This is a genomic window from Mesorhizobium sp. M8A.F.Ca.ET.057.01.1.1 (assembly GCF_003952565.1).
In the GTDB taxonomy this organism is placed as follows: Bacteria; Pseudomonadota; Alphaproteobacteria; order Rhizobiales; family Rhizobiaceae; genus Mesorhizobium.
Genome location: NZ_CP034454.1, coordinates 1,845,258 through 1,868,985 on the forward strand (window position 1 = coordinate 1,845,258; position 23,728 = coordinate 1,868,985).

General features: G+C 63.2%; 21 protein-coding genes and 1 pseudogene. 6 read left to right on the forward strand and 16 right to left on the reverse strand.

The genetic code is table 11. From position 1 onward, the window contains the following. A complete protein-coding gene (gene argE, locus EJ077_RS08385) occupies positions 1–1,125 on the reverse strand; it encodes an acetylornithine deacetylase (protein ID WP_208701125.1) in 1,125 nt (374 codons plus the stop codon). A gap of 239 nt (positions 1,126–1,364) precedes the next feature. On the opposite strand from argE, the gene EJ077_RS08390 reads away from it, so the two are divergent. Beyond that, entirely contained in the window at positions 1,365–2,267 is a 903-nt protein-coding gene (locus EJ077_RS08390) for a GNAT family N-acetyltransferase (protein WP_208701127.1), read from the forward strand. A 574-nt stretch (positions 2,268–2,841) separates the two neighbouring features. Here the strand turns inward: EJ077_RS08390 and EJ077_RS08395 are convergent. Next, positions 2,842–3,303, reverse strand: a pseudogene (locus EJ077_RS08395) (LLM class flavin-dependent oxidoreductase); the annotation flags it as partial. Between the two features lie 91 nt (positions 3,304–3,394). Between EJ077_RS08395 and EJ077_RS32740 the strand changes: the two are divergent. Continuing rightward, positions 3,395–3,721 (forward strand): GFA family protein, encoded by a 327-nt coding sequence (locus EJ077_RS32740; RefSeq protein WP_416859551.1) that lies wholly within the window; start codon positions 3,395–3,397, stop codon positions 3,719–3,721. Between the two features lie 154 nt (positions 3,722–3,875). Here EJ077_RS32740 and EJ077_RS08405 read toward each other — a convergent pair whose 3' ends face one another. From EJ077_RS08405 to EJ077_RS08425, 5 genes are all read right to left on the reverse strand, one after another. After that, positions 3,876–4,406, reverse strand: a complete 531-nt coding sequence (locus EJ077_RS08405) for a GNAT family N-acetyltransferase (protein ID WP_181178225.1) — start codon at positions 4,404–4,406, stop codon at positions 3,876–3,878. 189 nt (positions 4,407–4,595) lie between these two features. After that, entirely contained in the window at positions 4,596–5,660 is a 1,065-nt protein-coding gene (locus tag EJ077_RS08410; RefSeq protein WP_416859552.1) for an epoxide hydrolase, read from the reverse strand. A 542-nt stretch (positions 5,661–6,202) separates the two neighbouring features. Next, complete coding sequence (locus tag EJ077_RS08415) at positions 6,203–6,385, reverse strand: hypothetical protein (protein WP_208701134.1); 183 nt, start codon at positions 6,383–6,385, stop codon at positions 6,203–6,205. 12 nt (positions 6,386–6,397) lie between these two features. Further along, positions 6,398–7,192 carry an NAD(P)H-dependent oxidoreductase gene (locus EJ077_RS08420; protein ID WP_245458684.1) on the reverse strand — a complete coding sequence of 265 codons (795 nt, stop codon included), beginning with the start codon at positions 7,190–7,192 and terminating at the stop codon, positions 6,398–6,400. Between the two features lie 42 nt (positions 7,193–7,234). Beyond that, positions 7,235–7,408: a hypothetical protein gene (locus EJ077_RS08425; protein WP_210212158.1), complete on the reverse strand. Its 174-nt coding sequence runs from the start codon at positions 7,406–7,408 to the stop codon at positions 7,235–7,237. Positions 7,409–7,614: 206 nt separating this feature from the next. Here EJ077_RS08425 and EJ077_RS08430 point away from each other — a divergent pair, with 206 nt between their 5' ends. Further along, entirely contained in the window at positions 7,615–8,388 is a 774-nt protein-coding gene (locus tag EJ077_RS08430) for a LysR family transcriptional regulator (protein ID WP_281040198.1), read from the forward strand. Next, entirely contained in the window at positions 8,286–8,537 is a 252-nt protein-coding gene (locus tag EJ077_RS32520) for a hypothetical protein (RefSeq protein WP_281040199.1), read from the forward strand. Before EJ077_RS08430 ends, EJ077_RS32520 begins: the two co-directional genes overlap by 103 nt. A 427-nt stretch (positions 8,538–8,964) precedes the next feature. Here the strand turns inward: EJ077_RS32520 and hutH are convergent, their stop codons facing one another. From hutH to EJ077_RS31970, 5 genes are all read right to left on the reverse strand, one after another. Further along, positions 8,965–10,476, reverse strand: coding sequence for an HAL/PAL/TAL family ammonia-lyase (hutH, locus tag EJ077_RS08435; protein ID WP_208701136.1), 1,512 nt, complete (start codon positions 10,474–10,476; stop codon positions 8,965–8,967). Between the two features lie 162 nt (positions 10,477–10,638). After that, entirely contained in the window at positions 10,639–11,883 is a 1,245-nt protein-coding gene (locus EJ077_RS08440; protein ID WP_208701137.1) for a Zn-dependent hydrolase, read from the reverse strand. Next, the gene (locus EJ077_RS08445; protein WP_208702938.1) at positions 11,884–13,290 is read right to left on the reverse strand and encodes a dihydroorotase; all 1,407 of its coding nucleotides are present in this window, start codon (positions 13,288–13,290) and stop codon (positions 11,884–11,886) included. Between the two features lie 84 nt (positions 13,291–13,374). Continuing rightward, entirely contained in the window at positions 13,375–14,562 is a 1,188-nt protein-coding gene (locus EJ077_RS08450; protein ID WP_208701139.1) for a LysR family transcriptional regulator, read from the reverse strand. Positions 14,563–14,593: 31 nt separating this feature from the next. After that, the gene (locus tag EJ077_RS31970) at positions 14,594–14,836 is read right to left on the reverse strand and encodes a hypothetical protein (protein WP_245458826.1); all 243 of its coding nucleotides are present in this window, start codon (positions 14,834–14,836) and stop codon (positions 14,594–14,596) included. Here EJ077_RS31970 and EJ077_RS08455 point away from each other — a divergent pair. Beyond that, entirely contained in the window at positions 14,732–16,039 is a 1,308-nt protein-coding gene (locus EJ077_RS08455) for a UbiD family decarboxylase (protein ID WP_245458685.1), read from the forward strand. The genes EJ077_RS31970 and EJ077_RS08455 overlap by 105 nt on opposite strands. 2 nt (positions 16,040–16,041) lie before the next feature. After that, entirely contained in the window at positions 16,042–16,623 is a 582-nt protein-coding gene (locus EJ077_RS08460; RefSeq protein ID WP_367142392.1) for a UbiX family flavin prenyltransferase, read from the forward strand. A 198-nt stretch (positions 16,624–16,821) separates the two neighbouring features. Here the strand turns inward: EJ077_RS08460 and EJ077_RS08465 are convergent, their stop codons facing one another. From EJ077_RS08465 to rocF, 4 genes are all read right to left on the reverse strand, one after another. Continuing rightward, a complete protein-coding gene (locus tag EJ077_RS08465; protein ID WP_208701143.1) occupies positions 16,822–20,025 on the reverse strand; it encodes an efflux RND transporter permease subunit in 3,204 nt (1,067 codons plus the stop codon). Further along, positions 20,022–21,128 carry an efflux RND transporter periplasmic adaptor subunit gene (locus EJ077_RS08470; RefSeq protein WP_245458772.1) on the reverse strand — a complete coding sequence of 369 codons (1,107 nt, stop codon included), beginning with the start codon at positions 21,126–21,128 and terminating at the stop codon, positions 20,022–20,024. The genes EJ077_RS08465 and EJ077_RS08470 overlap by 4 nt, the downstream gene beginning before the upstream one ends. A gap of 583 nt (positions 21,129–21,711) precedes the next feature. Then, a complete protein-coding gene (locus EJ077_RS08475) occupies positions 21,712–22,767 on the reverse strand; it encodes an ornithine cyclodeaminase (RefSeq protein ID WP_208701147.1) in 1,056 nt (351 codons plus the stop codon). Between the two features lie 2 nt (positions 22,768–22,769). Next, positions 22,770–23,702, reverse strand: a complete 933-nt coding sequence (rocF, locus tag EJ077_RS08480; protein ID WP_172737316.1) for an arginase — start codon at positions 23,700–23,702, stop codon at positions 22,770–22,772. Positions 23,703–23,728 lie beyond the last annotated feature (26 nt).

Below are 23,728 nucleotides of genomic sequence, written 5' to 3' on the forward strand. Positions count from 1 at the left end.
TCAAGCCGCGCTGTGGGCGCCCAGCGCCGCGATCAACCGCTGGCAGCCGGCGAGTTCGCTGGTGAGAATGTATTCATCCGGCTTGTGGGCGCGGTCGATGTCGCCGGGGCCGCAGATGATCGCATCGTGCCCGGCGGCCTGGTAAAGTCCGGCCTCGGTGCCGTAGCTGACGGCGGCGAGCGGCGCTTCGCCGGTCAGTTCGGCCAGCAGTGCCGCAAGTGCCGCATCTTGCGGCAGTGACAGCGCCGGATAGGCGCTCATCGGCGTCCAATCGACCCGAAAGCCGTCGGCGGCAAGAGCCTCTGCCCGCGCCCTTACAGGCGCCAGCAGGCTCGCCGGGTCGACGCCTGGAATGGCGCGCGCCTCCAGGTCCAGCGTGCAGGTGTCGGGGATGATGTTGACCTGATGTCCGCCCGCCACGACGCCCGCCTGCAGCGAGGAGTAGGGCGGCTCGAAGGCTGCGTCGAACGGACCATGCGTCAGCCGTTCGGCCTCGCTCACGGCCTCGCTCAGCGCCTGGGACAACGCATGGATGGCGTTGAGTCCGAGATCAGGCCGCGAGGAATGGCCGGAGCGTCCGGTGACACGCATACGGGCGGCCGCCTTGCCCTTGTGGCCGCGCACGGCGCGCAGCCGGCTCGGCTCGCCCACGATGACGCCGAGCGGCTTGGCGCAAAGTTCAGGAAGGCGGGCGATCAAATGCGGCACGCCGCGGCATCCCACCTCCTCGTCATAGGAGAAGGCCAGGTGGATTGGCCTGGCGAGGCGCAATTTCGCCAGCGCAGGCACGGCCGCAAGTGCCGCGGCAAGAAACCCCTTCATGTCCGTGGTTCCGCGTCCGTAGAGCCTCTCGCCCTCCCGGCGCAGCGCGAAAGGGGCCGAACTCCATTGCGGCTCACTGGCGGGGACGACGTCCATGTGGCCGGACAGAATGTAGCCCGGGACATCGGCGGGGCCGATCGTCGCGAACAGATTGGAACGATCGCCTTCCGGCCCTGGAAGTAGGGTGACCCGCGTTGCGTGCTTCGCCAGATAGGCCTCGATCCAGCCGGCGATATCGCTGTTCGGCCTGCCGGCGACCGATGGAAAGGCGACGAGACGGTCGAGGATGTCGAAGACGTCCATTCCAGCCCTCAAAGCATATCGGGTTCGCCGGGTTCGGTGCCGTCGACCATAGTTGCAACATTGCCGGAAAGGATGTGCGCGTTCTGACGCGATTGCATGCCGAAAGCGGAAATGTTTCAGTTGAATCTTGCGTTGGCACGTAGCTTTCGAGCAAATCGTACGGGCCTGTTTGTTTAGCGTTGGTGGGCAGAGGGCGGCTGCGGTATGTCGCCCGTCAATTTCGGGAATCTTTCAGGGGCATGGACTTGAAGCCGTCCGGAAGCTTGAAAATCGATACCTTCTCGATGCTGATTGGCGACATCGAAAGCGTTGAACTGGATCGCTTGCACGCGCTCTCGCTCTCAGTGGGCTGGCCGCATCGCGCCGAGGACTGGCAATTTCTGCGCGAATCAGGAGAGGGGTTCGTGGCGCTTGATGAGATCGGCCGGGTTCTCGGTTCGGCCATGTGGTTCGCGCATGGCGCCGATTTTGCGACCGTGGGCATGGTCATCACCTCGCCGCGTCTCCAGACGCTGGGGACGGGGCAATGGCTGATGAAGCGGGTCTTCGAGAACGTCGCCGGGCGCGATCTGCGCCTTAATGCAACCCGCGCGGCACGGCGGCTCTATCTCTCCCTCGGCTTCCAACCGGAAAAGACCGTCTATCAATGCCAGGGCATCGCCCGCTCGCAGACGATGAGCAGGCCGGCAAATGATCGAGGCGATGTCCGGGCTTTGGACACAAGGGACATTCCCGCCGTGATCGCGCTCGACGCCGCAGGGTTTGGCGTGAGCAGGACGGCGCTCATCGAAAAGCTCTTCGCACACTCGGCCGGCTATGGTCTTTTCAAGGGAGATGCGCTGAGCGCGTTCGCGCTTTGTCGGCCGTTCGGGCGGGGCCATGTCGTGGGGCCGGTCGTGGCGGAAAGCGACGCCGACGCTTTGGCGATCGTCCGGCCGCACGTGGCCGACCATTCCGGGTCTTTCCTGCGCATCGACACCCACATGGACAATGGCGAGTTCGCCGCATTTCTGTCGCACAGCGGAATGCCGGTTTTCGACACGGTGCTCACCATGTCGATGGGCAAACGCTTCGCCGATTTTTTCGTCGCCGGTGCAACTGCTCCGGTGACCTATGCCCTCGCCAGTCAAACTCTAGGGTAGTTCAGCCCAGGGACGCGGGCAATCGCGCGGCGATACTCTTGCGGCGCAACTCGGAGAACCGACATCGAGATAAGTGTGCCGGATCGAACGCAGCAGCCTGAACTGGAGGTGTCACAACCTTCTAAATTGTTTGAGGCGGTGAAACGTTGCGGACCATGCGGGACGATACGGAATGATTTCTGATTTTAGCCCACGAAAAATCCAATGAAATCAACGATTTTTGCACAACCTCCGGGCCCACCAAATTATATGTTACGGTCAATTCTTCGAAAATTAGGCGAGCATTGCCAGATAAATTCATGAGTTTTGGATGGAATGATTTTGGGTCGTCGGGCAATTTTCTCCGTCTTTTCGATGGCACCTGTGAGACGTAGTGCAAGCCCCTGGATTTCGAAAGCCTCCCCGACGGTGGATGCGGTGATCTGCGGCAACGGCGTGCGAAAGGGCGGGCCCGACCCATACCAGTCGTGCTCGCGACGGCTCGGGATGACCACTTTGCGCCGCAAGTCTGCCGGTGAATTCGGGGCATTCCGTTACCTGTCATGTCGGGGCGCTCGATCTGTAGGCGCGACCACTATTCAGCCGCCGATGCAGTCGGCTTTGGGTGTCGACGCCAGCCAAGCGTAGGCGCGATGCGGTCGACGAAGTCGGTGATGATCTGTTCGTATTCTTCCTGCTTGAAGTCGTAAGGCAGCTCCAGCCGAAGCTCCCGTATGCCGGCCAGGATCGGATCCCTGACCAATTGCTCCAGGATCTGCTCCGAGGTGCCGACGATGTCGCTAGCGAAAAGCGTGCGGGGCTCGCCATGGGCTCGCAGGGTGCGCTCGTGACGGCCGGCCGCATATTCGGCGTAGCGCCTTCTGGTCCTTGCATCCGCGCTGCAGAATGGAACAATTACCCGTCCCAACGCCACGCGTCCTGGCTTGCCGTCGCGTTGCGCCGCGAACGTCTCGAGCTGGTGCAACTGAGCTTCGAAGAAGTTGTCGGTGCCTTCGCCGGACGCGATGTTGCTGAGCAACAGGTTGAGGCCGTTGCGGCAAATAGCGTTGGAGGATTTGCCGGCGAGTTACGCCTGCCACTGCGAAGATTGTCAGACGTGGAGTGGAAGTGCCTTCGCGCTGCACGCCATGCTATCTGAGTCAGCTATCTGCTTCCAAGGCGCGGCCACGACCTTCGTTTTGAACGGCGCGGAACGGGCCGCCTCAGAGCATATCGGGTGTGAGGCTTGCATGACCCGCCTTGCCAATCGTAACTCGGCCGTTCCCGGAATGCTGATACTTCGGGCGGGGACGCTCGTCCGGAGTAGGGAGATCGAACCCTACGTGCATATCTGGACTTCTCGCAAACAGCCTTGGATCGCTTTGCCGGCTAGCGCTCAGGCGTTTCATCGCACTCCTACACCCGCAGAGTTTCAAGCGGCTGTAGCGACCGCCGCGGAAGGACGGCGGACCTGAGGTGGCAGACGACATCGCGAAGCGCGGCCCGCCCTCCCGAAAAGGATGGTGAACGGGAAGGATTGTAGGTGCTCTGCGGCCGCCCGAGCTTCGGGAATAGAGATTTGATCTGATGTTTGCGACAAGCCGGCAAGCGCATGAATGTGGCTGACACTCAGCCAACGGTGGAGTTCAACTGCTTTTCCATAACAACAAGTTCCAGGTCGGGGCGCAGCGGATGACCGACCGAAGGGTCGTCGTAGGGGAATGCTAGAGTTTCGCCCGTCAGCTCGTATCCACGCCGGCGATGCCAAGCGATCAATGCCTCACGCTGCCGGATCACCTCCATTCGCATCCGTGGCGCCCCAGCCGCCGCGGCCTGTCGCTCGACCTCCTGCTTGATCAACTTTCCGATGCCCGCGGTCTGCTCGTCCGGAGCCACGGCGAGCATCGACGTATGCCACGCGCCATCGTCGTCTATCGCGATGTTGATGCAGCCGGAGATCGCGCCATCCGTCAACCGGCGCAGCAGAAGAATGCGTCCCCGCGCGATGAGCGCACGAACGCCCTCCTCGCCGATGCGCGGTCCATCGAGCAACCCACGCTCGTTGGTCCATCCCTCAACTGCGCCATTGGCCCTGTATGCCCCGTTCACGACTGACACTATTGCAGCGGCATCGCCCGTCACGGCATCAATGAAACGCAATTTTTCTACTCCTATCGAAACGTTCGTCATTGCAGCTGCGATCACCGTTGGGGCGCCCCAGCATCCGGTTTTGGGGTCACGCCGTCTTCGCACCAGCAGGAGCTGGCGACGTGATCGACGCCTACCTCGCTTGTTCGCCCGTCGTAAAGCCTCGGTTACGATGAATTTGGTTCGGAGATATCTCCACCTTCAGGAGCGCGCTCCCGACACCGTCGCGATAAAGGCGCGCAGGTCGGCCAGCATCAGTTCCGGCTCTTCCAGCGCGGCGAAATGCCCGCCCCGCGGCATGTCGGTCCAATGCACGATGTTGTAGGTCTTCTCCGCGAACGAGCGCGGCGGCGGCAAGAACACTGGATCGGGGAAGGCCGCAACGCCGGTCGGCACCTGGATGCGGGTGCCGGCCGGAAGCATCCGCGACTCCTCAAGCCGGCTGCCGTAGTAGATCCAGGTTGCCGTCACGAACGATGCCGGCGCGATGTAGAGCATGATGTTGGTGAGGAGTTCCTCCTCGGAAAATTTGCTCCAGATGTCGGGGTCACCATCGGCGGTTGTCGGAAGATCGGCCCACTTGCCGAACTTTTCGAGTATCCAGCCCGCCGCTCCGACCGGGCTGTCGGCCATCGCGACGCCGAGCGTCTGCGGACGGGTTTCCTGCTCGTGAAAGTAGGCGCTCTCCTGATCGGCAATCGCGGCACGCTTGGCGGCGAAGGATTTCTCCTCGTCGGTCGTCGGAGCGGCATCCTCCGCACGCACGGTCATCATGTTGATATGGATGCCGAGCAGAGCGTCCGGTCGATCATGCGCTGCCCAGGCCGCGATGCCGTGGCCCCAATCGCCCCCTTGAACGAAATACCGCGCGTCGCCGAAAAGTTGTATCATCAGCCCATGCACGAGCGCAGCAGCCCGCCGCGGGCCGATCGGGCGCGTGATCGGGTTGGAGAACGCGAAGCCAGGAAGCGAGGGGACGACAACATCGTGCCCGTCCGCTAAGAGCGGCTCCAACAGCCGCTCGAACTCGAGATACGAGCCCGGCCAGCCGTGGAGAAGCAGGACGGGCGGCTTGGAGCCGTCGCCTTTCACATGAACGAAGTGGAGGTGCTCGCCTTCCACGTCGGCCGTGAAGTTGGGCAGCGCGTTGAGGCGCCGTTCGACCGCACGCCAGTCATAGCTGTCCCGCCAATAAGCGGCGAGTCGCTTGAGGTCATCAACCCCGACCCCGCCGACCAGCCTCCCGCATCCGGCAGCTGGCTCCAGTCATAAGCCTCGACCTTGGCTCTGATCGTGGGGAGCCGTTCGTCAGGGACGTTTATTGTGTAGGGTGAAATCATGATGTCCTCCGCTTAAGCTGGGATGCGGTTCCAGGAAGAGGGTGTCCACGAATCCGATATTGTCGATCGATGTTCTGATAGCCGAAGACTACTCGGCATACTGCTCGGTACGTCGCCGAGGTTGAATCGAACCTTCTGATCTCCGTTTCCGAAGCGGGGTGCGTGGCGCTGGCGACGCATAGCCTTTGACCGCAGCCTGTGGACGAGCCGCTGGTCGCCGGAAGCCAGTACGTGCCATTTCGCTATCACCGCAGCTCTCACCGCCGCCTTCCTGTTCTGGCCTACACGGTCGAAACCACAATACTGAGATACCAGTGCGAGGGCTTTCCCGATTGGGAAGGCCCAGCGGGACGATGATGCGTCCCGCCAGCATCGCGCCATAGCCGGACGCGAAGCCGCTCAAGGGATTGCCGAGCGCGAACAGCAGCATCAATCCAACCGCTAGCGGCCGGCGCGGCAGATGCCCGACTAACGCCGTGACCGTGGGGCACCGGCCGTCACGGCGAGGGCATAGCCGGAAACGAGCAGACCAGCCGCCGGGAGCGTTATCCCGAGATCGCGCGCGATCCCGGGAACCAGGCCGATGATCACGAACTCAGTCGTGCCAATGGCAAATGCTCCCGCGGCCAGCGCGATCAGCGAAGGCTTCATGATCGTCGTGCCTCACGCGTCAACCGTCTCGACCACCCTTTCGACATGCGCGACGATGCCGGTCTGGCCCGGCGCGACGTCGTCCGCCATGGTGTGGCGATCGGGGAAATCGCCTCCGTTCTGCGCACGGAACGGGATTGGCGCGTCCGTGAACAGCCCGGCGAGTCGCGCGCGCCAGCCCGCCTTGATCGCCTCGACCTCTTCGGCGGTGGAGACATGGCCGGCGCTGTAGACAGCGTGCGTGGGCAGCACATCCATGCCCGGATAGAAGAGCGCGCCGTGGGTCAGCGGAAAGAGCAGCTGCTCAATCGGCGCGTTGATCCCGCGCGGGCCATAGTCCACCACAGGTCCACCGGCCTGAACATTTACCAGCGCGCGCTTGCCCTTCAGGATGCCGTTCCCGAAGCGAAACTCGTTGGTGCCGTTCTGGTAGCCATAAGCGAAACCAAAGGCATAGACGCGTTCGATCCAGCCCTTCAGGATCGCGGGCACGCTGTACCACCACAGCGGGAACTGCAGGATGACCGCGTCCGCGGCAAGGAGTTTGGCCTGTTCGGCGACAACATCCGGCGTCTGGTTGCCGGTCGCATAGGCATGGCCGGATTCCATGATGAACGACAGCCGGTCGGGATTGGTGCGGACGGGAAAGTCGTCGGCGTCGAACACTGCTTTCCACTTCATGCCGTAAAGTTCGGATTGCACGATCTCGTGTCCGGCGGCGCCAAGCGTCTCGACAGTAACATCGACCAACTGCCGGGTGAGCGAGGTTGGTTCGGGGTGCGCAGATACAATCAGGATATTCTTCATCATCATGCTTCTCTGTCTCTATCGTGGAGTGGGGGGTGCGCTTCAGCGCTCGCTGGGATGTACCCAAGCCAGCGGCTTCACCCGATCATAAAGCTCGGTATGGGCCAGCGCGTTGGTGAAGTTGGAGATGAGCTGGGCGGCAAGCCCTATCAGCACTTCGAGCGCCTGACGCTTGGTGTAGCCGGCATCGATGAATGCCTCTGACGGCGCCGCCAAGCAGGCCCGGGGCCAAGGGCACATGTTTCTCGACAGAATGGGCAGCATTCGAAGCGTGCTTGCTCAGTATTGGATAAAGAAAACTGACGATGACCATCCTTGCCTCCCGCGGGAGAGATTGGTGAAGCTCCCGCGTCGATGCTTGCAGGATGGAGGCTTTCCGGCCATATTTGAAATCGATTATATTTGGTTCGGGAATAAAGGTGGTGGATACCAGCCGCATCGACCTCAACCTTCTGGCAACGCTCGAAGTGCTGCTCGCCGAACGGAACGTCACCAAGGCGGCGGCGAAGCTGCATCTCAGCCAGCCGGCAGTCAGTGCGCAACTCGCGCGGCTGCGGGATTTGTTCGACGATCCCTTGCTTCTTCCCGCCCAGCGCGGAATGACCCCGACCGCCAAGGCAACAGAACTTGCCCCGCAATTGCGCGAGGCGTTGGATCGGGTGCGCTCGACACTGCAATCCCACAGGGACTTCGATCCCGAAACGGCGCAACTCGCTGTGTCGATCGCTTGCTCGGATTATGTCCAGGCAGCCGTTGTGATGCCGCTCGTCTTAGCGCTCCGGCGGATAGCACCAGGCGTGCGCGTGGCGGTTTGGCACCTGTCCCCCGCCCTCATGGAACAGCAGTTGGCGAACGGCGACATCGATTTGGTGATCGCCACACCCGATCCCGCGATGCCGCATCTACGTGCATGTCATCTTTACGAGGAAACATATGTCCTCATCGGCAGGCAAAGCCACCCGGATCTGAAGCCTGGTCTGACGATCGAGAATTATCTCAGGCTGGAACATATCATCGTCTCACGGCGAGGCGGCAATTTCGAGACCCCAGTTGACGACGCCTTGGGGTTCTGGGTTATCGACGCAATGTCGTCATGTCAGCGGGCTCGTTCTTGTTCATTCCCGAAATTGTTTCCAGCAGCGATCTTGTCGCGCTCGTACCCAGGCGGCTGTTTCGTGCCCAATCGGAAAGGCTGACGATCATCGATCTGCCCTGGCTGAGCGAGCGGTTCGATATCGGCTTGATCTGGCACGAGCGTTGTCACGGCCATGCCGGGCAGCGCTGGGTTCGCGAATTGATCGGAAAGCTGATGGTCGAGGGCGAAGACGACGCGCCGCGCGGCTAGACTCATCGGGCAGCGACAGTTTCCCGCCATCGCCGAGGCTATCGAGTTCGTCGAGCTCGGCGGCGCGGCGGCGGCCCCATTTGCACAGGTCAAGTAGAACTGGCCTCAGGCTCATCCGCCTGTCCGGTTCCAGCCCGCAACAGGACAGCTATCGGATCGACAATCGATTTCACAAACATCAGGAATTTTAGGAAAAATCCCCACGCTTGTGGCGCATAAGTATACTAAATCCATAGACATATAAGCCGTGCCTGTGCGTAGGGCGTCATGACGCTGGATGTGCGCCCGTTGACCGGGAAGGCCGAGCTACGACACGCAGCGCGGGCATTCCGCACGGCTATGGTCGGCCTGCCACCGCTCGGCCATTATGGCCCGTGCCTGGATGTTGCATTCGGCCAGATAGGTGCCGAACGTGCGGCGTAGTCCATCAAGTTACGAGGGGCCTGGCATTGGTCCGCATCAAATTGACGACAACTTCCATATCGATGTTGAGAGCGCGGTCATCCTCCAATGGAGGAACGATCGCCCTGATCTCGTGGTAGATACGTTTCGTCGCGAGGCCGAGCTCTTCGGTCACGCCGCGCAATTCGACGGCTGTGCTTGCGCAGATCAATTCGATGGCGACGAGGTAGCGCATCCGTGTCACGATTTCGCTCGTCTTTGCCACCACGCGCGGAGCCATCGACGACTGGTCCTCGACCCAGTCAGAGGCCGGCATTGGATTGAGGGACATCGGATTGGCAAGGTGGCGGATCTCTACCTCGAGCGCGGACAGTGTTTTCTGCAACTGGGCGTACCCCATATGATTTTGGCCCCTGGCGGCAAGAAAGCGCGGTAGCCCCGACTTTACCGGCGACATCAGCTTCATGCAGCGGTTGACGGTCGCCGCCGAACAATGCGCCAGCGCCTGTCCCAGTTGTTCCCATGACAGGGCGAACGCTGTCATGTCGAAGTTGCCGTGCGAGACGGCGCGCCCTTCCTCGATCAGGATAATGGGATTGTCTCCAGAATGCGTGAGCTCAATCGCGGTCGCCTCGTCGGCCTGGGCATAGGAGTGCTGCAATGCGCCCAGGACCTGCGGCGCGCAGCGATAGCACAAAGGATCCTGCAGCCGTCGCGCCGAACTGTCCTGCCAGAGTGTGCTGCCGGCGAGCGCCATGCGCAGCCGTGCGGCGATCTCGCGTTGACCGAATGCCGGGCGCGCGGCATGGGCGCTGTCGTCGAGCGCGCTTAGCTGCGAGCGGAATCCTTCGTAGTTCAGCGCGAGCGCGGCCAAGGACCACTCCATCACTTGCGCAACGTCCGCGAGGCACAGGCAAGCCGTGCCGACCGACAGGCTGTTGGCCACCACGAGCGCGTGACCATCTTTCTCCCGGATATCGAGCGGCTCCAGTCCCGCAAGGGCCAGCGCTTTCGCGGCCGGCAGGATCTCGCCGCCGAATTCGGCCTCTCCTTCGCCGAGCAGCGAGCTGGACATATGCGCCAGCGGGGCCAAATCCGCAGCGCCGATGCTGCCCCATGCCGGGACCGCAGGATGAAAGCGTGCATTCAGGGCAGCAATCATGCCGGAGACCACGCCTATCGACATGCCAGTGCCGCCCGCCGCCGCGCCGGAAATCCGCGCCACCATCATCGCCCTTACCGCTTCGGTCGGCAGCAGCGGCCCCACGCCCACGCAGTGGCTGGGGCCGACGCGGCGCTGGAAGCTGACCAGGTCCGAATTGCTCAACGGCGTGTCCACGCTGGCTCCAAGCCCGGTATTCAGGCCGTAGACGGGGCGTCCGTCCTTTGCCATCGCCTCGATGAGATTACGGCTTGCATAAATGCGGCGCAGGGCGTTCTCGCCAAGTTCGAGGCGCGCTCCATGTCTTGCGATTGCCACGACCTCCGAGGAGGTCAGTGGCAGTTCGTCGAGTGTGATGGTCTGTTTGTCCAACATTGCCTATTTTCCGGATTAGGTAGGAGTTGTCATTGCCTGGCGGCGAGGCGGTCGTCATTCGTCGCGGAGCAGCTTCGACAGGTACGGCGGCACGCCAGTCCACTTGTCGGGTACGTGCTCGCGCCAGCAGTCGACACGGAGCTGAGGTCCACATGCTCTTGTCTATGCCGGCGCTGGATCGGCAAGACTTCGGTCGATAGCGATCACTGTCTCGAACAGTACGTCCGCGCCGACGGAGATGTCCTCGGGCGTTGCACTTTCCTCAGGACAATGGCTGCGCCCATCCTTGCAGGGGACGAATATCATCGCGGCTCGGGCGGTTTTGCTGATCCAAGCCGTATCGTGCCCGGCCCCGGAAACCATGCGGCGCGATTTGGCGCCGAGCTGGCGCGCGGCTGTTTCCAGTTCGAGACAGAGGTCCAGATCGCAGGGGCAGGGAGGATTATCCGAAATCACCTGCATCGTGATGGGGCAATCGGCGATTCTCGACCGCAGCCAATCCACGAAATGTGTCATGACACCGGGGTCCGAGGCGCGCGCGTCGATCAGCAACTCGGCAATTCCCGGCACGACATTCGCGGCTCCGGGTTTGATCGTGAATTCACCGACGGTTGCCGTGAAGTGATCGGCGCCATCGCTGGCCCGGCGACATGCCTCGTCATGGATGTCCAGGATAACGCCGGCGGCGGTCACGAGCGCGTCGTCGCGCAGCCCCATCGGTGTCGTGCCGGCATGGTCGGCGCGTCCGGTCACACTGAGAGCGATGCGGGTGATGCCGGTGATCGACATGACGATGCCGATCGTTTCGCCGGCGGTCTCCAGAACCGGACCCTGCTCGATATGCAGTTCCAGCGAAGCGCGGATGTCGTTTCGCGGGCTCAGGCTGCCTGGATCGCCTCCGACCTCGATGATCGCCTGCCGCAAGCTCCGGCCTTGATGATCCCGCTCCAGCCAGTCCGCGGGAATCTGCCCGGTCATCGCGCGACTGCCGATGCAGGACACTCCGAAGATCGAAACTTCTTCCGCAAGAAAATCCACGATCTCAAGATCGTGCTCCAAGGTGATGCCCGCGTCTTGAAGTGCACGCGCGACCTCAAGCCCCGCAATGACGCCCGCGGTCCCGTCGTAGCGCCCTCCATCGGGAACGGTGTCGGAATGCGATCCTATGACCAGCGTGCCGCGGCCGGGTTTCCGGCCGGCTCGCCGCCCGATCAGATTGCCGGCTGCGTCGATTGCCGGGTCGAGCCCGGCGTCGCGCATGCGTTCCGCCAGCCACCGCCGTCCTTCGAGAAATACAGGCGTAAAGGCGCGCCGGGTCCAAGGGCGATCAGGCTCGGTCAATGCCGCCAGATCTGCCAGATCTCTTGCGATCCGGGCCGCGTCGACCGGGAGATTTCCCCTGGACATCTAAATTCTCTCCCGACCGTGGGTTTGCGGCATCCGCGTCGATGCATCGCGGCTCGCGGGCGGCGTTATAAATCGGCCTCGGCCCGGCGCGGCGATGACATTGCGGCCGTCCCAGACCATCTCGCCGCGGTTCCATGTGGCGGCGACGCTCCAAGGCAGTTCCATGCCGTCATAGGGCGACCAACCCGATATGCTGTTGCCGCTCGCGGCCGTGTCGATCCGCCGTGGCTCCGGGGTCAGAACGGTGACATCGGCGTCTCGCCCCGGCGCGAGCGCGCCTTTGACGTGATCGATCCGGAAATGCCGGGCAGGGTTCTCCGCCATAAGCCGGGCAGCCCATGTCAGCGAAATCCCGCGTTGCGTGGCGCCGGCCACAAAGAGCGGCACCATGTGCTCCAAACCGGGGAGGCCCGAAGCATTGGCCAGCATGTCGGGGTTGGTCTTGCGCTCCAGCGACCAACTCACGTGATCGGTTGAGACGAGAGTGACATTGCCTGCAGCGATCTGGCGCCAGAGACCTTCGACCGACGCCCGGTCCCGTATCGGCGGATTGCACTTCGATCTCCCGGCCAAGCGCCGTGCGTCATTCTCCTCATCGAGAACAAGGTAGTGGATGCAGCATTCCGCCGTGGCGTCATAGCCCTGTGCGCGATAGGCGGCGGCCATTTCATAGCCACGCGGCAAAGAGCAATGGACAACATGGGCAGGGCAGCCAGTATGGACCCCGATCTCGTAGATCTCGGCCATGGCCAGCAGTTCCGTCAGGGGAGGGCGCGACATTCCATGGGAACGGTAGTCGGTAATTCCGCGCGCCCGCACGGCGTCCATGGCGAAGCGGACATACTCCTCGTTCTCGTTGTGCACACCGGCCGTCAGGCCGGTTTTCGCAACCTCGGCGAAGCATTCGGCCATAAGCGGTGGGATGATCCTGGGAAACCGCTTGGGGTCGGTGCCGAAAGTGGAGAATTTGAACGCCGCCACCCCGGCCTCGGCCTGCTCGGCTATTCTTCCGGTGCCCTCGGCTGGATCGATCGTGCCATAAAGCGTGAAATCGACCCGGGCCTGGGTGGAGGCATGCGCGGCCTTCGCCGCAACGGCCTTGGCCGAACAGACGAGGTTGCCCTCGTCGTAGGGCATATCGACGATGGTCGTCACACCGCCGGCGGCCGCGGCGCGGGTGGACCAGATGAAGTCTTCGGTTCCCTTTTGGCTCAGCGAATGAACCTGCGCGTCAATTGCGCCTGGAAGGATCAGTGCATCGCCCAACAGATGCCGATCCGATGCCGCGGGAGCGGTCCCCTGTCCGATATGGGCAATCATGCAGTCGCGGACGCAGACGTGCCCATTCGGAATTAATCGATCCGGCAACACAACGGTGCCGGACAGCACCAGATCAAAGTCGGACATCGGCAAGTTACCTCGCGGCGGATTTGGCGGGCCGCACTCTAGGCTCGACGGCGCCGCCGAGGGATATGCCGAATTCTGGACAGGCTATGCGTCGCCGATCGATTGCGCGATCTGCAGGGCGATTCGGCGCGAGGCCTGCGTCCGCCGCCAGACGAGATGAAAGCTGACCCGCGGGGCATCCGGCAACCTGATGATGCCGATCGGCCGGTCGAGCGCCGCCACCGCCTCCAGCGGCAGCACGGTGAGATAACCGTGGTCGAGGACGAGGTTGATGACGATCGAAAGGGCATCGACCTCCACCAGTCGTGCAGCGGCGTGGCCTTCGCCGCCGAGGAAGGGTTCTAGCGCCTCGCTGACCGATTGGCGCAGCCCGCTCCGCAGGCTTGGAACAGCGATGAGATGGCGATCGACCAGTGGCTGGATCGCGGCGTCCGGCGACACGACATCGGCTGAGCCCACGATCACGAGTTCGCCGGAAAAGATTTCCCGGCTCTCGAAGCGCTTGTTGCGCAGGGCTATGTCGGTCAATGCGACGTCGAACCGGCCGGTCCGCAGCCCTTCGGCCAGATCCTCGGCCGTCGTGCTGCTGACGAAAAGCTCGGGTTTGCCGTCGGCACGCCATGCGGCGACGAGGGCCGCCAAGCGCGCCGCCAGCCGGCTTTCATGACCGACCGGAATGATCGTGCCGAGCTTGACGGTGCGCAGTTCACGGGCAAAGCGCTTTCTCGCCGGCCCGGTCAGGCTGGCGACCTTGGTGGTGAGCGCCAGCGCCGCCTCGCTGAATTCCAATCCCTCCGGTGTAGGCTCGCAGCCATGCATTTCGCGGATGAGCAGCTTTTGCCGGAGTGCTCGTTCGAGCTCCGCCATCTGCCGCGAGAGGTTCGGTTGGCCGACGCCGAGCTCACGTGCCGCGCGCCGTATCGAGCCTGCGCGGATCACAGCGTTGAAATTGCCGAGCACTGCCACCGGAATGGCATTCTTCGCTGTCCATGCAAGCACGCGGCTGGCCTCGGCTGGCTCTTCACCGGCGATCTTGGCAATGCGAGCGAGGACCTCGGTTAGGGCAGGAATGGATCGTGCCAGGTTCTCTCCGGCCAAGGTGAGGGAAAGTCCGCCATCGCGCCGCGATGCCAGCTTCAGCGCTAGCTCGCTCTCGAACCGCTCGAAGGCATCGGCAACACTCGATGGCGGCTGGCCAAGCAGGGCGGCGGCGGCGCGCACGGAGCTTTCCCGCATCACCGCAAGTACCGTCGCCAGTGTGCCCGTGTCCATTCCCCGACCGCGCTCCATCCACCTGAAGCATCTATTGTCCGGTTTTTAGCATATCCCGTTCGACCGGCAAGCTCACTAGGCTCTGCCGGACAATCGAGAGGAATGGCCGATGGCGGCAACGGACCAAAGCTTTCGCGGCACGATCGAACGGCTCGAAGCCACGGGCGATTTGCATCGCGTCGAGCGTGGCGTCGATCCACGCTTCGAGCTTGGAGCTGTGCTCGCCCTGCGCGACAGGGAGCGGCCACAGCTTTTCACAGCCGTTAAGGGCCATGATATGCCCGTCATAGGCAACATCATGAATTCCCGCGAACGCGTCGCGAGACTGCTGGGCGTGGAAAAACCACGGCTGCACCAGGTGATCCTCGAAGCCTTGGGCAAGCCGGTCCAACCCGTCCTGGTCGACGAGGCGCCGGTGCAGGAGGTGGTGCACGGCAACGACATCGATCTTGGGCGCATTCTCCCCGTGCCGACCTGGTTCGAACATGAAGCCGGCCCCTACATCACCGCCGGCGTGATCGTCGCCAAGGACCCCGAGACCGGGCGCAGGAACGTGTCGATCGCCCGGTTGCGGCTCGAGGGCGGCGGCCGCGTTCTGGTCGGAATCGCCAGGAACCATCATCTCAACCTGTTGGCCGAGAAGGCGCGCAAGCTGGGTCAGAAACTGCCCATCGCGGTCGCGATCGGTAACCATCCGGCCGTTCTGCTCGGGTCTCAGATGTATCTGGGGCTGGGCGATGATGAATATGATGTCGTGGGCGGGTTGCTCGGCGAACCGCTCGAACTCGTACACTGCAGGACGGTGCCTCTCGAAGTGCCCGCGGGCGCCGAGATCGTCCTGGAAGGCCACATCGACAATGCGGATCCGATCGAGGAGGGCGACGTATCCGAGTTTCACGGCTTCTATGTCCGGTATGGTGCAGGCACGGGCGGTGCGATCACCTGCGTCACCCATCGTCGCGACACCACATACCAGGCAATTCTGCCCGGATATGCGTCCGAGCACTGCCTGCTCGGCGCGCTGGCGATCGAGGCTGTGACTTGCCAAGCCCTGCAGCGCGCGATTCCGTCCGTACGTCGGGTGTTGGTCACGGATGGCGGCATGGGCCGCCTGCATGCCATCATCAGCATGCACCGGCCGCGGCTCGGCGAAGGCAAGCGCGCCATCATCCTCGCCATGGGCCAGGTCAACCTGTTCAAGCTGGTGACCGTCGTGGAGGACGATATCGATCCCGAGGATCCGGTCGCGGTCGAGTGGTCGCTCGCCGCGCGTTTCCGGGGGCACGAGGACATGGTCATCCTGCCCGGCATGAAGGCGGACCGCTGCGATCCGGTGCATGAGAACCTCACCATCACCAAGATCGGCCTCGTCGCCTGCACCCGCCCGGGCGACGGCGAGCGGAACTCGCTCTCCGAATTCGCGAGTGCCCCCGAGGATATCCTGTCCTCGGTCCGTGCGCGGCTTCAGGAGTACTGATCGTGGCGGCGCCGAAGCGCATCATCGTCGGCGTGACCGGCGCATCGGGCTTCGACTATGCGGTCTGCCTCCTCAGGATGCTGCATGAACAGGAGGTCGAGATCCATCTCGTGGTATCGCGCGCCGCGATGACGGCCATGGCGCACGAGACCGACATGACCTTCGGCCAGATGAAAGCGCTGGCCGACCATTGTCATGACAACAGGGATATCGCAGCCCCCATTGCCAGCGGCAGTTTCCGCACCATGGGCATGATCGTCGCTCCCTGTTCGGCCAAGAGCCTGGCCGAAATCGCCATGGGCACGGGCGGCACGCTCGTCGCGCGGGCGGCGGATGTCGTGCTCAAGGAGCGGCGTCGCCTCGTCGTGCTGTTCCGCGAAACGCCGCTGCATCTCGGCCATTGCCACAACATGCTGCGGCTGACCGAGATGGGCGGCATCGTGATGCCGCCGGTCCCCGCGTTTTATCCAAAACCGAAAACCATCGAGGAGATGGTGGCCTATACGGGGGCGCGCGTGCTCGATCTCTTCGACATCGATGTCGAGATCGAGGGTCGGTGGAAGGCTTATCAGGCCAGGGAATAGCGTGTTCGGCCTGGGCAATACCTGCCGGGCGAACAAGTGGTAAATCGCGCTGGGCGGTTGCTGGTTTCATGTCCGCCAGTAGCGAAGATATTGAAGCAGACAACTGACCCCAATTTGACCGTTTGTCGGGTCGTGTGCAGCGCGTCGCGCCGATTTTCTGGAGTGATAAGCCGCGCCCGACGCGGCGAATTCGTACCCCTACTCGGCGGCCGTCTCCGATGGCGCCTCTGCCGGCCCCGAAGGCTCGGCCTCGGCACGGGGCATGCGCCGTGAAAACAGCGACCTGAGCGTGACGTAGAACACCGGCGTCAGGAACAGGCCGACGAAGGTGACGCCGAGCATGCCGGAGAACACCGCGGTGCCGAGCGACTGGCGCATTTCCGCGCCCGGGCCCGTGGCGATCATCAGCGGCACGACGCCGAGGATGAACGCGAAGGCGGTCATCAGGATCGGCCGCAACCTTAGCCGGCAGGCTTCGACGGCAGCCTCGGCGGCCGACAGGCCGCGTTCCTGCGCCTGCCGCGCGAATTCGACGATCAGGATCGCGTTCTTGGCGGCAAGCCCGATCAGCACGATGAGGCCGATCTGCACGAGGATGTTGTTGTCCAGCCCTCGGAGGGATACGCCGAGCAATGCCGCGAGCACGCCGAGCGGCACCACCAGCACAATGGCGAACGGCAGCACCCAGCTTTCATATTGCGCCGCCAGCGCCAGGAACACGAACAGCACCGACAGTCCGAAGATATAGACAGCGGCATTGCCGGTGTTGCGCTCCTGGTAGGCGAGCTCGGTCCATTCATAGGAGGTACCGGCCGGCAGCGTCTTTGCCGTGATCCCTTCCATCAATGCCAGCGCGTCGCCCGTGGAAACGCCGGGCGCGGCGTTGCCCTGCAGCGGCACCGAGACGTACATGTTGTAGCGCTGGACCAGCGCCGGGCCCGTGACGTCGCGGATCTCGATCAACGTGCCGAGCGGAACCAGCGCGCCGGTCGCCGAGCGCACCTTCAGTTTCAAGATGTCGGCGCGATCGAGGCGGAACGCCTGGTCGGCCTGCGCCCGCACCTGGTAGACGCGTCCGAAAGCGTTGAAGTCGTTGACGTAGGCGGTGCCCAAATTGATCGACAGCGTCTCGAAGATGTTGGGGATCGGCACATTCAGGATGCGCGCCTTGTCGCGATCGATCGCCAGGAAGAATTGCGGGCTCGACGCGGAGAAGGTGGTGAACACGCCCGTCAGCCCCGGCGTCTTGTTGGCCTTGCCGGCGATTTCGTAGGCAAGCGCCAGGATCTGCCGCATGTCGGCGCTGTTGCGCTCCTGGATCTGCAGCTTGAAGCCGCCGGCATTGCCGACACCGCGGATCGGCGGCGGCGGCAGTGCGATAATGAAGGCTTCCTTGATGCTTTGCAGGCTGCCGAACAGATTGCCGATGACCTGGGTCGCCGACTGGCCGGCTTTCAGTCGCTCGTCAAATGGCTTGAACCTGGCGAAGATCACGCCCGCGTTGCTGGCGTTGGTGAAGGTCGCGCCGGAGAAGCCGGCGAAGGCGACGGCGTAGTCGACGCCCGGCGTTTTCTGGATGATCTGCGACGCCTGCTGGATGACCGCATCGGTCCTCGACAGCGAGGAGCCGTCCGGCAACTGGACGACGACGATCGCATAGCCCTGGTCGAGCGAGGGAATGAAACCGCGCGGCACCGTCTGCACCATGTAGACCGTGGCGTAGATGAGGGCCGCGAAAACGGCCAGCATGGCGGCGATCGCAATCCACGATCCGACCAGCACGCGGATGATGCTCGAATACCAATGGGCGACCCTGTCGAAGCCGCTGTTAAAGCCGTCGGCGAGCGCCCGTCCGAACCGCGCCAGGAAAAAGCGCGGTGGCGCCGCAGCAGCGTGGTGCGGCTTGAACAGCAGTGCGGCCAGCGCCGGCGAAAGCGTCAGCGAATTGAACGCCGAGATCGCCGTCGACACGGCGATGGTGATCGCAAACTGCAGGTAGAACTGCCCGGAAATGCCGGGGATGAAGGCCGTCGGTACGAACACGGCTATCAGCACCAGCGAGATCGCGATGATGGCCGTTCCGACTTCGTTCATGGTCAGGTGCGCCGCCGGATTGGGCGCCAGCCCGCTGGCGATATTGCGCTCGACGTTCTCGACCACGACGATCGCATCGTCGACGACGATGCCGATCGCCAGAACGAGGCCGAACAGCGTCAGCATGTTGAGCGAGAAGCCGGCGGCGTAAAGCACCGCCAGCGTGCCGATCAGCGACACGGGGATCGCCACGATCGGCACGATCGCCATGCGCCACGATTGCAGGAAGACGATGATGACGATGATGACCAGCAGCATCGCCTCTATGATCGTCTTGTAGACCTCGTGGATCGACTCGGCGACGAACTCGGTCGGATTGTAGACGATGTCGTAGCTCAACCCCTTCGGGAAGTCGCGGGAAAGCTCCTTCATCTTGTCCTGGATCTCCGCGGCCGCGGCGAGCGCATTGGTGCCCGGCCGCTGGAAGATGGCGAGCGCCACCGCCGGTTTGCCGTTGAGATAGGAGTTGGTGACGTAATCCTTGGCGCCGAGCTCGATGCGCGCCACGTCCTGCAGCGAGATCAGGCGGCCGTCGTCGGTCGATTTGACGATCACGTATCGGAAGTCGCGTGCATCGTTGAAGCGGCCTTGCGTGGTGACCGTGTACTGGAACGCCGTGCCGGTGTTGGTCGGCGGCGCGCCGATCGAGCCGCCCGACACCTGGACGTTCTGGTCGCGCAGCGCCTGCACCACATCGCCCGAGGTCATCCCAAGGGCGGACAGTTTTTCCGGATCGAGCCAGATGCGCAGCGAATATTCGCGTTCGCCGAAAATGATGAGGTCGCCGACGCCATCCAGTCTGAGCAGTATGTCGCGCACCCGCGAGCGGGCGTAGTTCGAGACGTAGAGCTGGTCGTAGGTATTGTCGGGCGACAGCATGTGCACGACCATCATCAGGTCGGGCGAACTCTTGGTGGTGGTGATGCCGAGGCGGCGGACTTCTTCGGGCAGACGCGGCTCGGCGACCGACACGCGATTCTGCACCAGCACCTGCGCCTTGTCGAGATCGGTGCCCAGCTTGAAGGTGATGGTCAGCGCCATCGCTCCGTCGCCCGACGAATAGGACGACATGTAGAGCATACCCTCGACGCCGTTGATCTCCTGCTCGATCGGCGTTGCCACGGTCGCAGCGACCGTCTCGGCGTCGGCGCCCGGATACTGCGCGCGAACTACGATGGTCGGCGGCGCGATCTCGGGATATTGCGCGACCGGCAGCTGGGTATAAGCAATCCCGCCGAGGATCAGCAGGACGATCGAAACGACCGACGCGAAGATTGGGCGGTCGACGAAGAAATGTGCGAATCTCATTGCTGCAACCCGGCGGTCTCGGCCTTGGGCGGCAACATCACCATCTCGACCTTCACCTTGGTGCCGGGCCTGGCGTGCATCAGCCCGTTGACGACGATCGTCTCGCCGCCGGTCAGGCCCGAGCGGATCACCCGGTAGCCGTCGAGAAGCGGGCCGGTGCGCACAGGCTTCGCAGACACCATCCCGGCCTCATCCACCAGGAGCACGATGCGGCGATCCTGATCGGCGCCGATAGCCTCGTCGGGCACCAGCACGCCGCTATGCGGCAGCGACCCCGGCACATTGATGCGCCCGAACATGCCTGGCTGGAGAATGCCGTCGGCGTTGGGAAACGTCGCACGCACCCGCATGGTGCCGGTCGCATTGTCGATCCGGTTCTCGGCAAAATCGAGCTTGCCTTTGAATACCGCCTCCGCCCGGTCGGCGACACGAACCTGCACATCGAGCCCACCGGCGCCTTCCTGCATGGTGCCGCCACGCGCCTTCGCGTCGCGGGCGTAGCTGAAATACAGGCGCTCATCGACGTCGAAATAGAAGTCGATCGGATCGCGCGTAACGATGGTGGTCAGCAAGGTGGAATCCGGCTGCACGAGGTTGCCGACCGACACCAGCCGGCGGTCGATGCGGCCGGACAAGGGCGCCTTGATCTCGGTGAATTCCATGTTCAGGCTGGCCGTCGTCAGCGCTGCCGTCGCGCCCTGCATCTGCGCCTGCGCCGAAAGGTATTCCCGCCGGCGGTCGTCGACCGTCGCGGTTGAGATATTGCCGGTCTTGGCAAGTTCGTCGGCGCGATCCAGCTGCATCTTGGAGAATTCGAGCAGTGACTTGGCGACGTCCACTTGCGATTTGGCGGCATCATAAGCCGCCTGGTACGGACGCTGGTCGATGGTGAAGAGCAAGTCGCCCTTGTTGACCAGTGCGCCGTCCTGGAAGCTGACCTTGTCCAGATAGCCGCTGACGCGCGAACGGATGGCGACCTGGTCGACGGCTTCGAAGCGCCCGACGAACTCGTCGTCTTCGACGATTTCACGGACCACCGGCTTGGCCGCCGTCACCACGGGTAGCTGCTGGTCCTGCGCAAACGCAGTATTGCTGAAAGCCATGCCGAGCAGGAATGCCGCCGACACGGCGGCGCGGGCAAGCCAGCCGGCCGATCGACGGGGTCGCCCGCCCGCGTCGCGATGCAATAGCCCATTCCCTGGGGTGTCCATCTGCGTCCTCGCTCGCTAGACCCGGAGGTCGGTTGATCCGCTTCTACGTTCAGGCTTTCGTCGAGATCAGAGCACTGCAGTATTGTGCATGGCAACATGATCATTTTCCATGTGGGCTGAAATGTCCAGCCTGTGGCTGCCCCGCCACCGGGCTAAAACCAGTCGCGTTTTAATGGGTTCAGGATTTCTTTGATGGACGGCTTATGATTCATACTGGTCGAACGAGACCGATATGGGCATTGCCACGCCGGCGGGACTGGCGTGTTTGCCGAAGTTACCTCGGTGGCCCGGCTTGTGGCCAACCTCTCGGCCACGCGAGATGGGTGACCAAAAGCGTTATGTTGTTCCCCGCATTGGGAATGCTAGATTTGCCAGGACGCGGCAGCTTTGCGCCTCATTCGGTCGTCGACGTCGGCTTTACGTCCGCCCGAAAGCAGACATCCAGAAAACCACGGGCTCGTTTTGGTCGAGGTCCTCACGCTGCCGTTTGCACGGCCGCCCTCAGCAGCATTCCGAAGAGGTCGCGTGGCTCGTCGGGATCGGCAAGCAGGTCGAGCTCCTCATAGAGGCCGGTCGCTTGCAGTTGGTCGCGCACATAGCGCAGGGCCGAAAAATCCTCGATGGCGAAGCCGACTGAATCGAACAGCGTGATCTGCTTGGCGTCTCGGCGGCCTTGGGTCTTGGCGGCGATCACTTGCCAGAGCTCGGTCACCGGGTGGTCGGGGTCCAGCTGCTGGATTTCGCCCTCGATGCGTGTCTGCGGCGGAAACTCCACGAAAATGTCGGAGCGCAGCAGGATGTCCCTGTGCAGTTCGGTCTTGCCCGGGCAGTCGCCACCGACGGCGTTGATGTGGACGCCGGCACCGACCATGTTGTCGGTGAGAATGGTGGCGTTCTGCTTGTCGGCGGTAACGGTCGTGATGATCCCGGCGCCTTCAACCGCTTCCTGCCCTGTTTCGCAGATCGTGATGTCGAATCCCATGCCAGCCAGGTTCTTCGCGCATTTCAGCGAGGCGGATCGGTCGATGTCGTAGAGCCGGAGCCGATCGACACCGGTCAGCGCCTTGAAGGCGATCGCCTGGAACTCCGACTGTGCGCCATTGCCGATAATGGCCATGGTGCGAGCACCGCTCGGCGCCAGATACTTGGCCGCAACGGCGGATGTCGCGGCCGTGCGCAGCGCGGTCAGGATGGTCATTTCGGTGAGCAGCATCGGGTAGCCGCTTCCGACATCGGCGAGCACGCCGAAGGCGGTTACCGTCTGCAGGCCCTGGCGCATGTTCTTGGGATGGCCGTTGACGTATTTGAAGCCATAGAGGCGCCCATCGCTTGTCGGCATCAGCTCGATGACCCCGTCATGGCTGTGCGAGGCGATGCGAGGCGTCTTGTCGAAAAGATCCCAGCGACGAAAGTCTTCCTCGATGTAGCCGGCGAGCTCGGTCAGGAAGCGCTCGACGCCGATTGCAATCACCAGCTTCATCATGCGATCGACGCTGACGAAGGGGACGATGTTCAGCTTTGCCGCGGTCATGATCAAAAGCTCCCTGAATGGCTGCGAGTCGGGCGGTCCATGATGCGGCGGCCCATCAGGCTCGCCGTCAGGTCGACCATCAGCGTCGCGGTTCGGCCACGGTCGTCCAAAAAGGGGTTCAACTCGACCAGGTCCAGGCTGGAGACGAGCCCGCTGTCGGAAAGCATCTCCATCACCAGATGCGCCTCGCGAAACGTCGCGCCGCCGGGAACGGTGGTGCCGACCGCCGGCGCGATCGAGGGGTCGAGGAAGTCGACGTCGAGACTGACATGGAGCAGCCCGTCTTCATCGGACACGCGCGCCAGGAAGGCGCGCAGCAGCGGCGCGATGCCATGCTCGTCGATGGCGCGCATGTCGTGCACGATCACGCCCGCCTGGTTGAGCGCGCTGCGCTCGGCCGGGTCGACGCTGCGCAGGCCCATGGTGCAGATACGCCTGGGATCGACCGCCGCCGGCAGATCGGGAAAATAGCCGCTAAAACCGGCCTGGCCGCTGGCGTAGGCGAGAGGAACACCGTGCAGATTGCCGCTGGCGGTGGTGTCGAGCGTGTGAAAATCGGGATGCGCGTCGAGCCACAGGACGAATAGCGGGCGGCCGGCCTCCGAGGCACGGCGGGCGAGGCCAGACACGGTCCCAGCCGAGATCGAATGGTCGCCACCGAGAAAGATCGGCATGGCGTCCTCGCTCGCTGTGTAGGCCGCGGCGGCAATGGCGGATGTCCAGGCCGATATTTCGGGCAAGGCCTTCAGCGCCAGGTTGCCATGCACGACGCGCCTTACCGGAATTGGCTGGACGGCACCCATATCCTCCACGGCATGGCCGAGGCCGGACAGCATTTCGGCAAGCCCGGCGGTCCTCAGCGCGCTCGGCCCCATTTCGCATCCCATTCGGCCGGCGCCGTCCTGCACGGGCGCCCCGACGATTCTGCAACGCATTGTTTCTCCCGCGGTCCAAGCTCTGA

Excerpts from the sequence above, each read along its gene's own strand:
- argE (WP_208701125.1), bottom strand. The coding sequence starts at position 1,125 with ATGGACGTCTTCGACATCCTCGACCGTCTCGTCGCCTTTCCATCGGTC.
- EJ077_RS08390 (WP_208701127.1), top strand. The coding sequence starts at position 1,365 with ATGGACTTGAAGCCGTCCGGAAGCTTGAAAATCGATACCTTCTCGATG.
- EJ077_RS32740 (WP_416859551.1), top strand. The coding sequence starts at position 3,395 with ATGCTATCTGAGTCAGCTATCTGCTTCCAAGGCGCGGCCACGACCTTC.
- EJ077_RS08415 (WP_208701134.1), bottom strand. The coding sequence starts at position 6,385 with ATGAAGCCTTCGCTGATCGCGCTGGCCGCGGGAGCATTTGCCATTGGC.
- EJ077_RS08420 (WP_245458684.1), bottom strand. The coding sequence starts at position 7,192 with ATGAAGAATATCCTGATTGTATCTGCGCACCCCGAACCAACCTCGCTC.
- EJ077_RS32520 (WP_281040199.1), top strand. The coding sequence starts at position 8,286 with ATGTCAGCGGGCTCGTTCTTGTTCATTCCCGAAATTGTTTCCAGCAGC.
- hutH (WP_208701136.1), bottom strand. The coding sequence starts at position 10,476 with ATGTTGGACAAACAGACCATCACACTCGACGAACTGCCACTGACCTCC.
- EJ077_RS08440 (WP_208701137.1), bottom strand. The coding sequence starts at position 11,883 with ATGTCCAGGGGAAATCTCCCGGTCGACGCGGCCCGGATCGCAAGAGAT.
- EJ077_RS08445 (WP_208702938.1), bottom strand. The coding sequence starts at position 13,290 with ATGTCCGACTTTGATCTGGTGCTGTCCGGCACCGTTGTGTTGCCGGAT.
- EJ077_RS08450 (WP_208701139.1), bottom strand. The coding sequence starts at position 14,562 with ATGGACACGGGCACACTGGCGACGGTACTTGCGGTGATGCGGGAAAGC.
- EJ077_RS31970 (WP_245458826.1), bottom strand. The coding sequence starts at position 14,836 with ATGGCCCTTAACGGCTGTGAAAAGCTGTGGCCGCTCCCTGTCGCGCAG.
- EJ077_RS08465 (WP_208701143.1), bottom strand. The coding sequence starts at position 20,025 with ATGAGATTCGCACATTTCTTCGTCGACCGCCCAATCTTCGCGTCGGTC.
- EJ077_RS08470 (WP_245458772.1), bottom strand. The coding sequence starts at position 21,128 with ATGGCTTTCAGCAATACTGCGTTTGCGCAGGACCAGCAGCTACCCGTG.
- EJ077_RS08475 (WP_208701147.1), bottom strand. The coding sequence starts at position 22,767 with ATGACCGCGGCAAAGCTGAACATCGTCCCCTTCGTCAGCGTCGATCGC.
- rocF (WP_172737316.1), bottom strand. The coding sequence starts at position 23,702 with ATGCGTTGCAGAATCGTCGGGGCGCCCGTGCAGGACGGCGCCGGCCGA.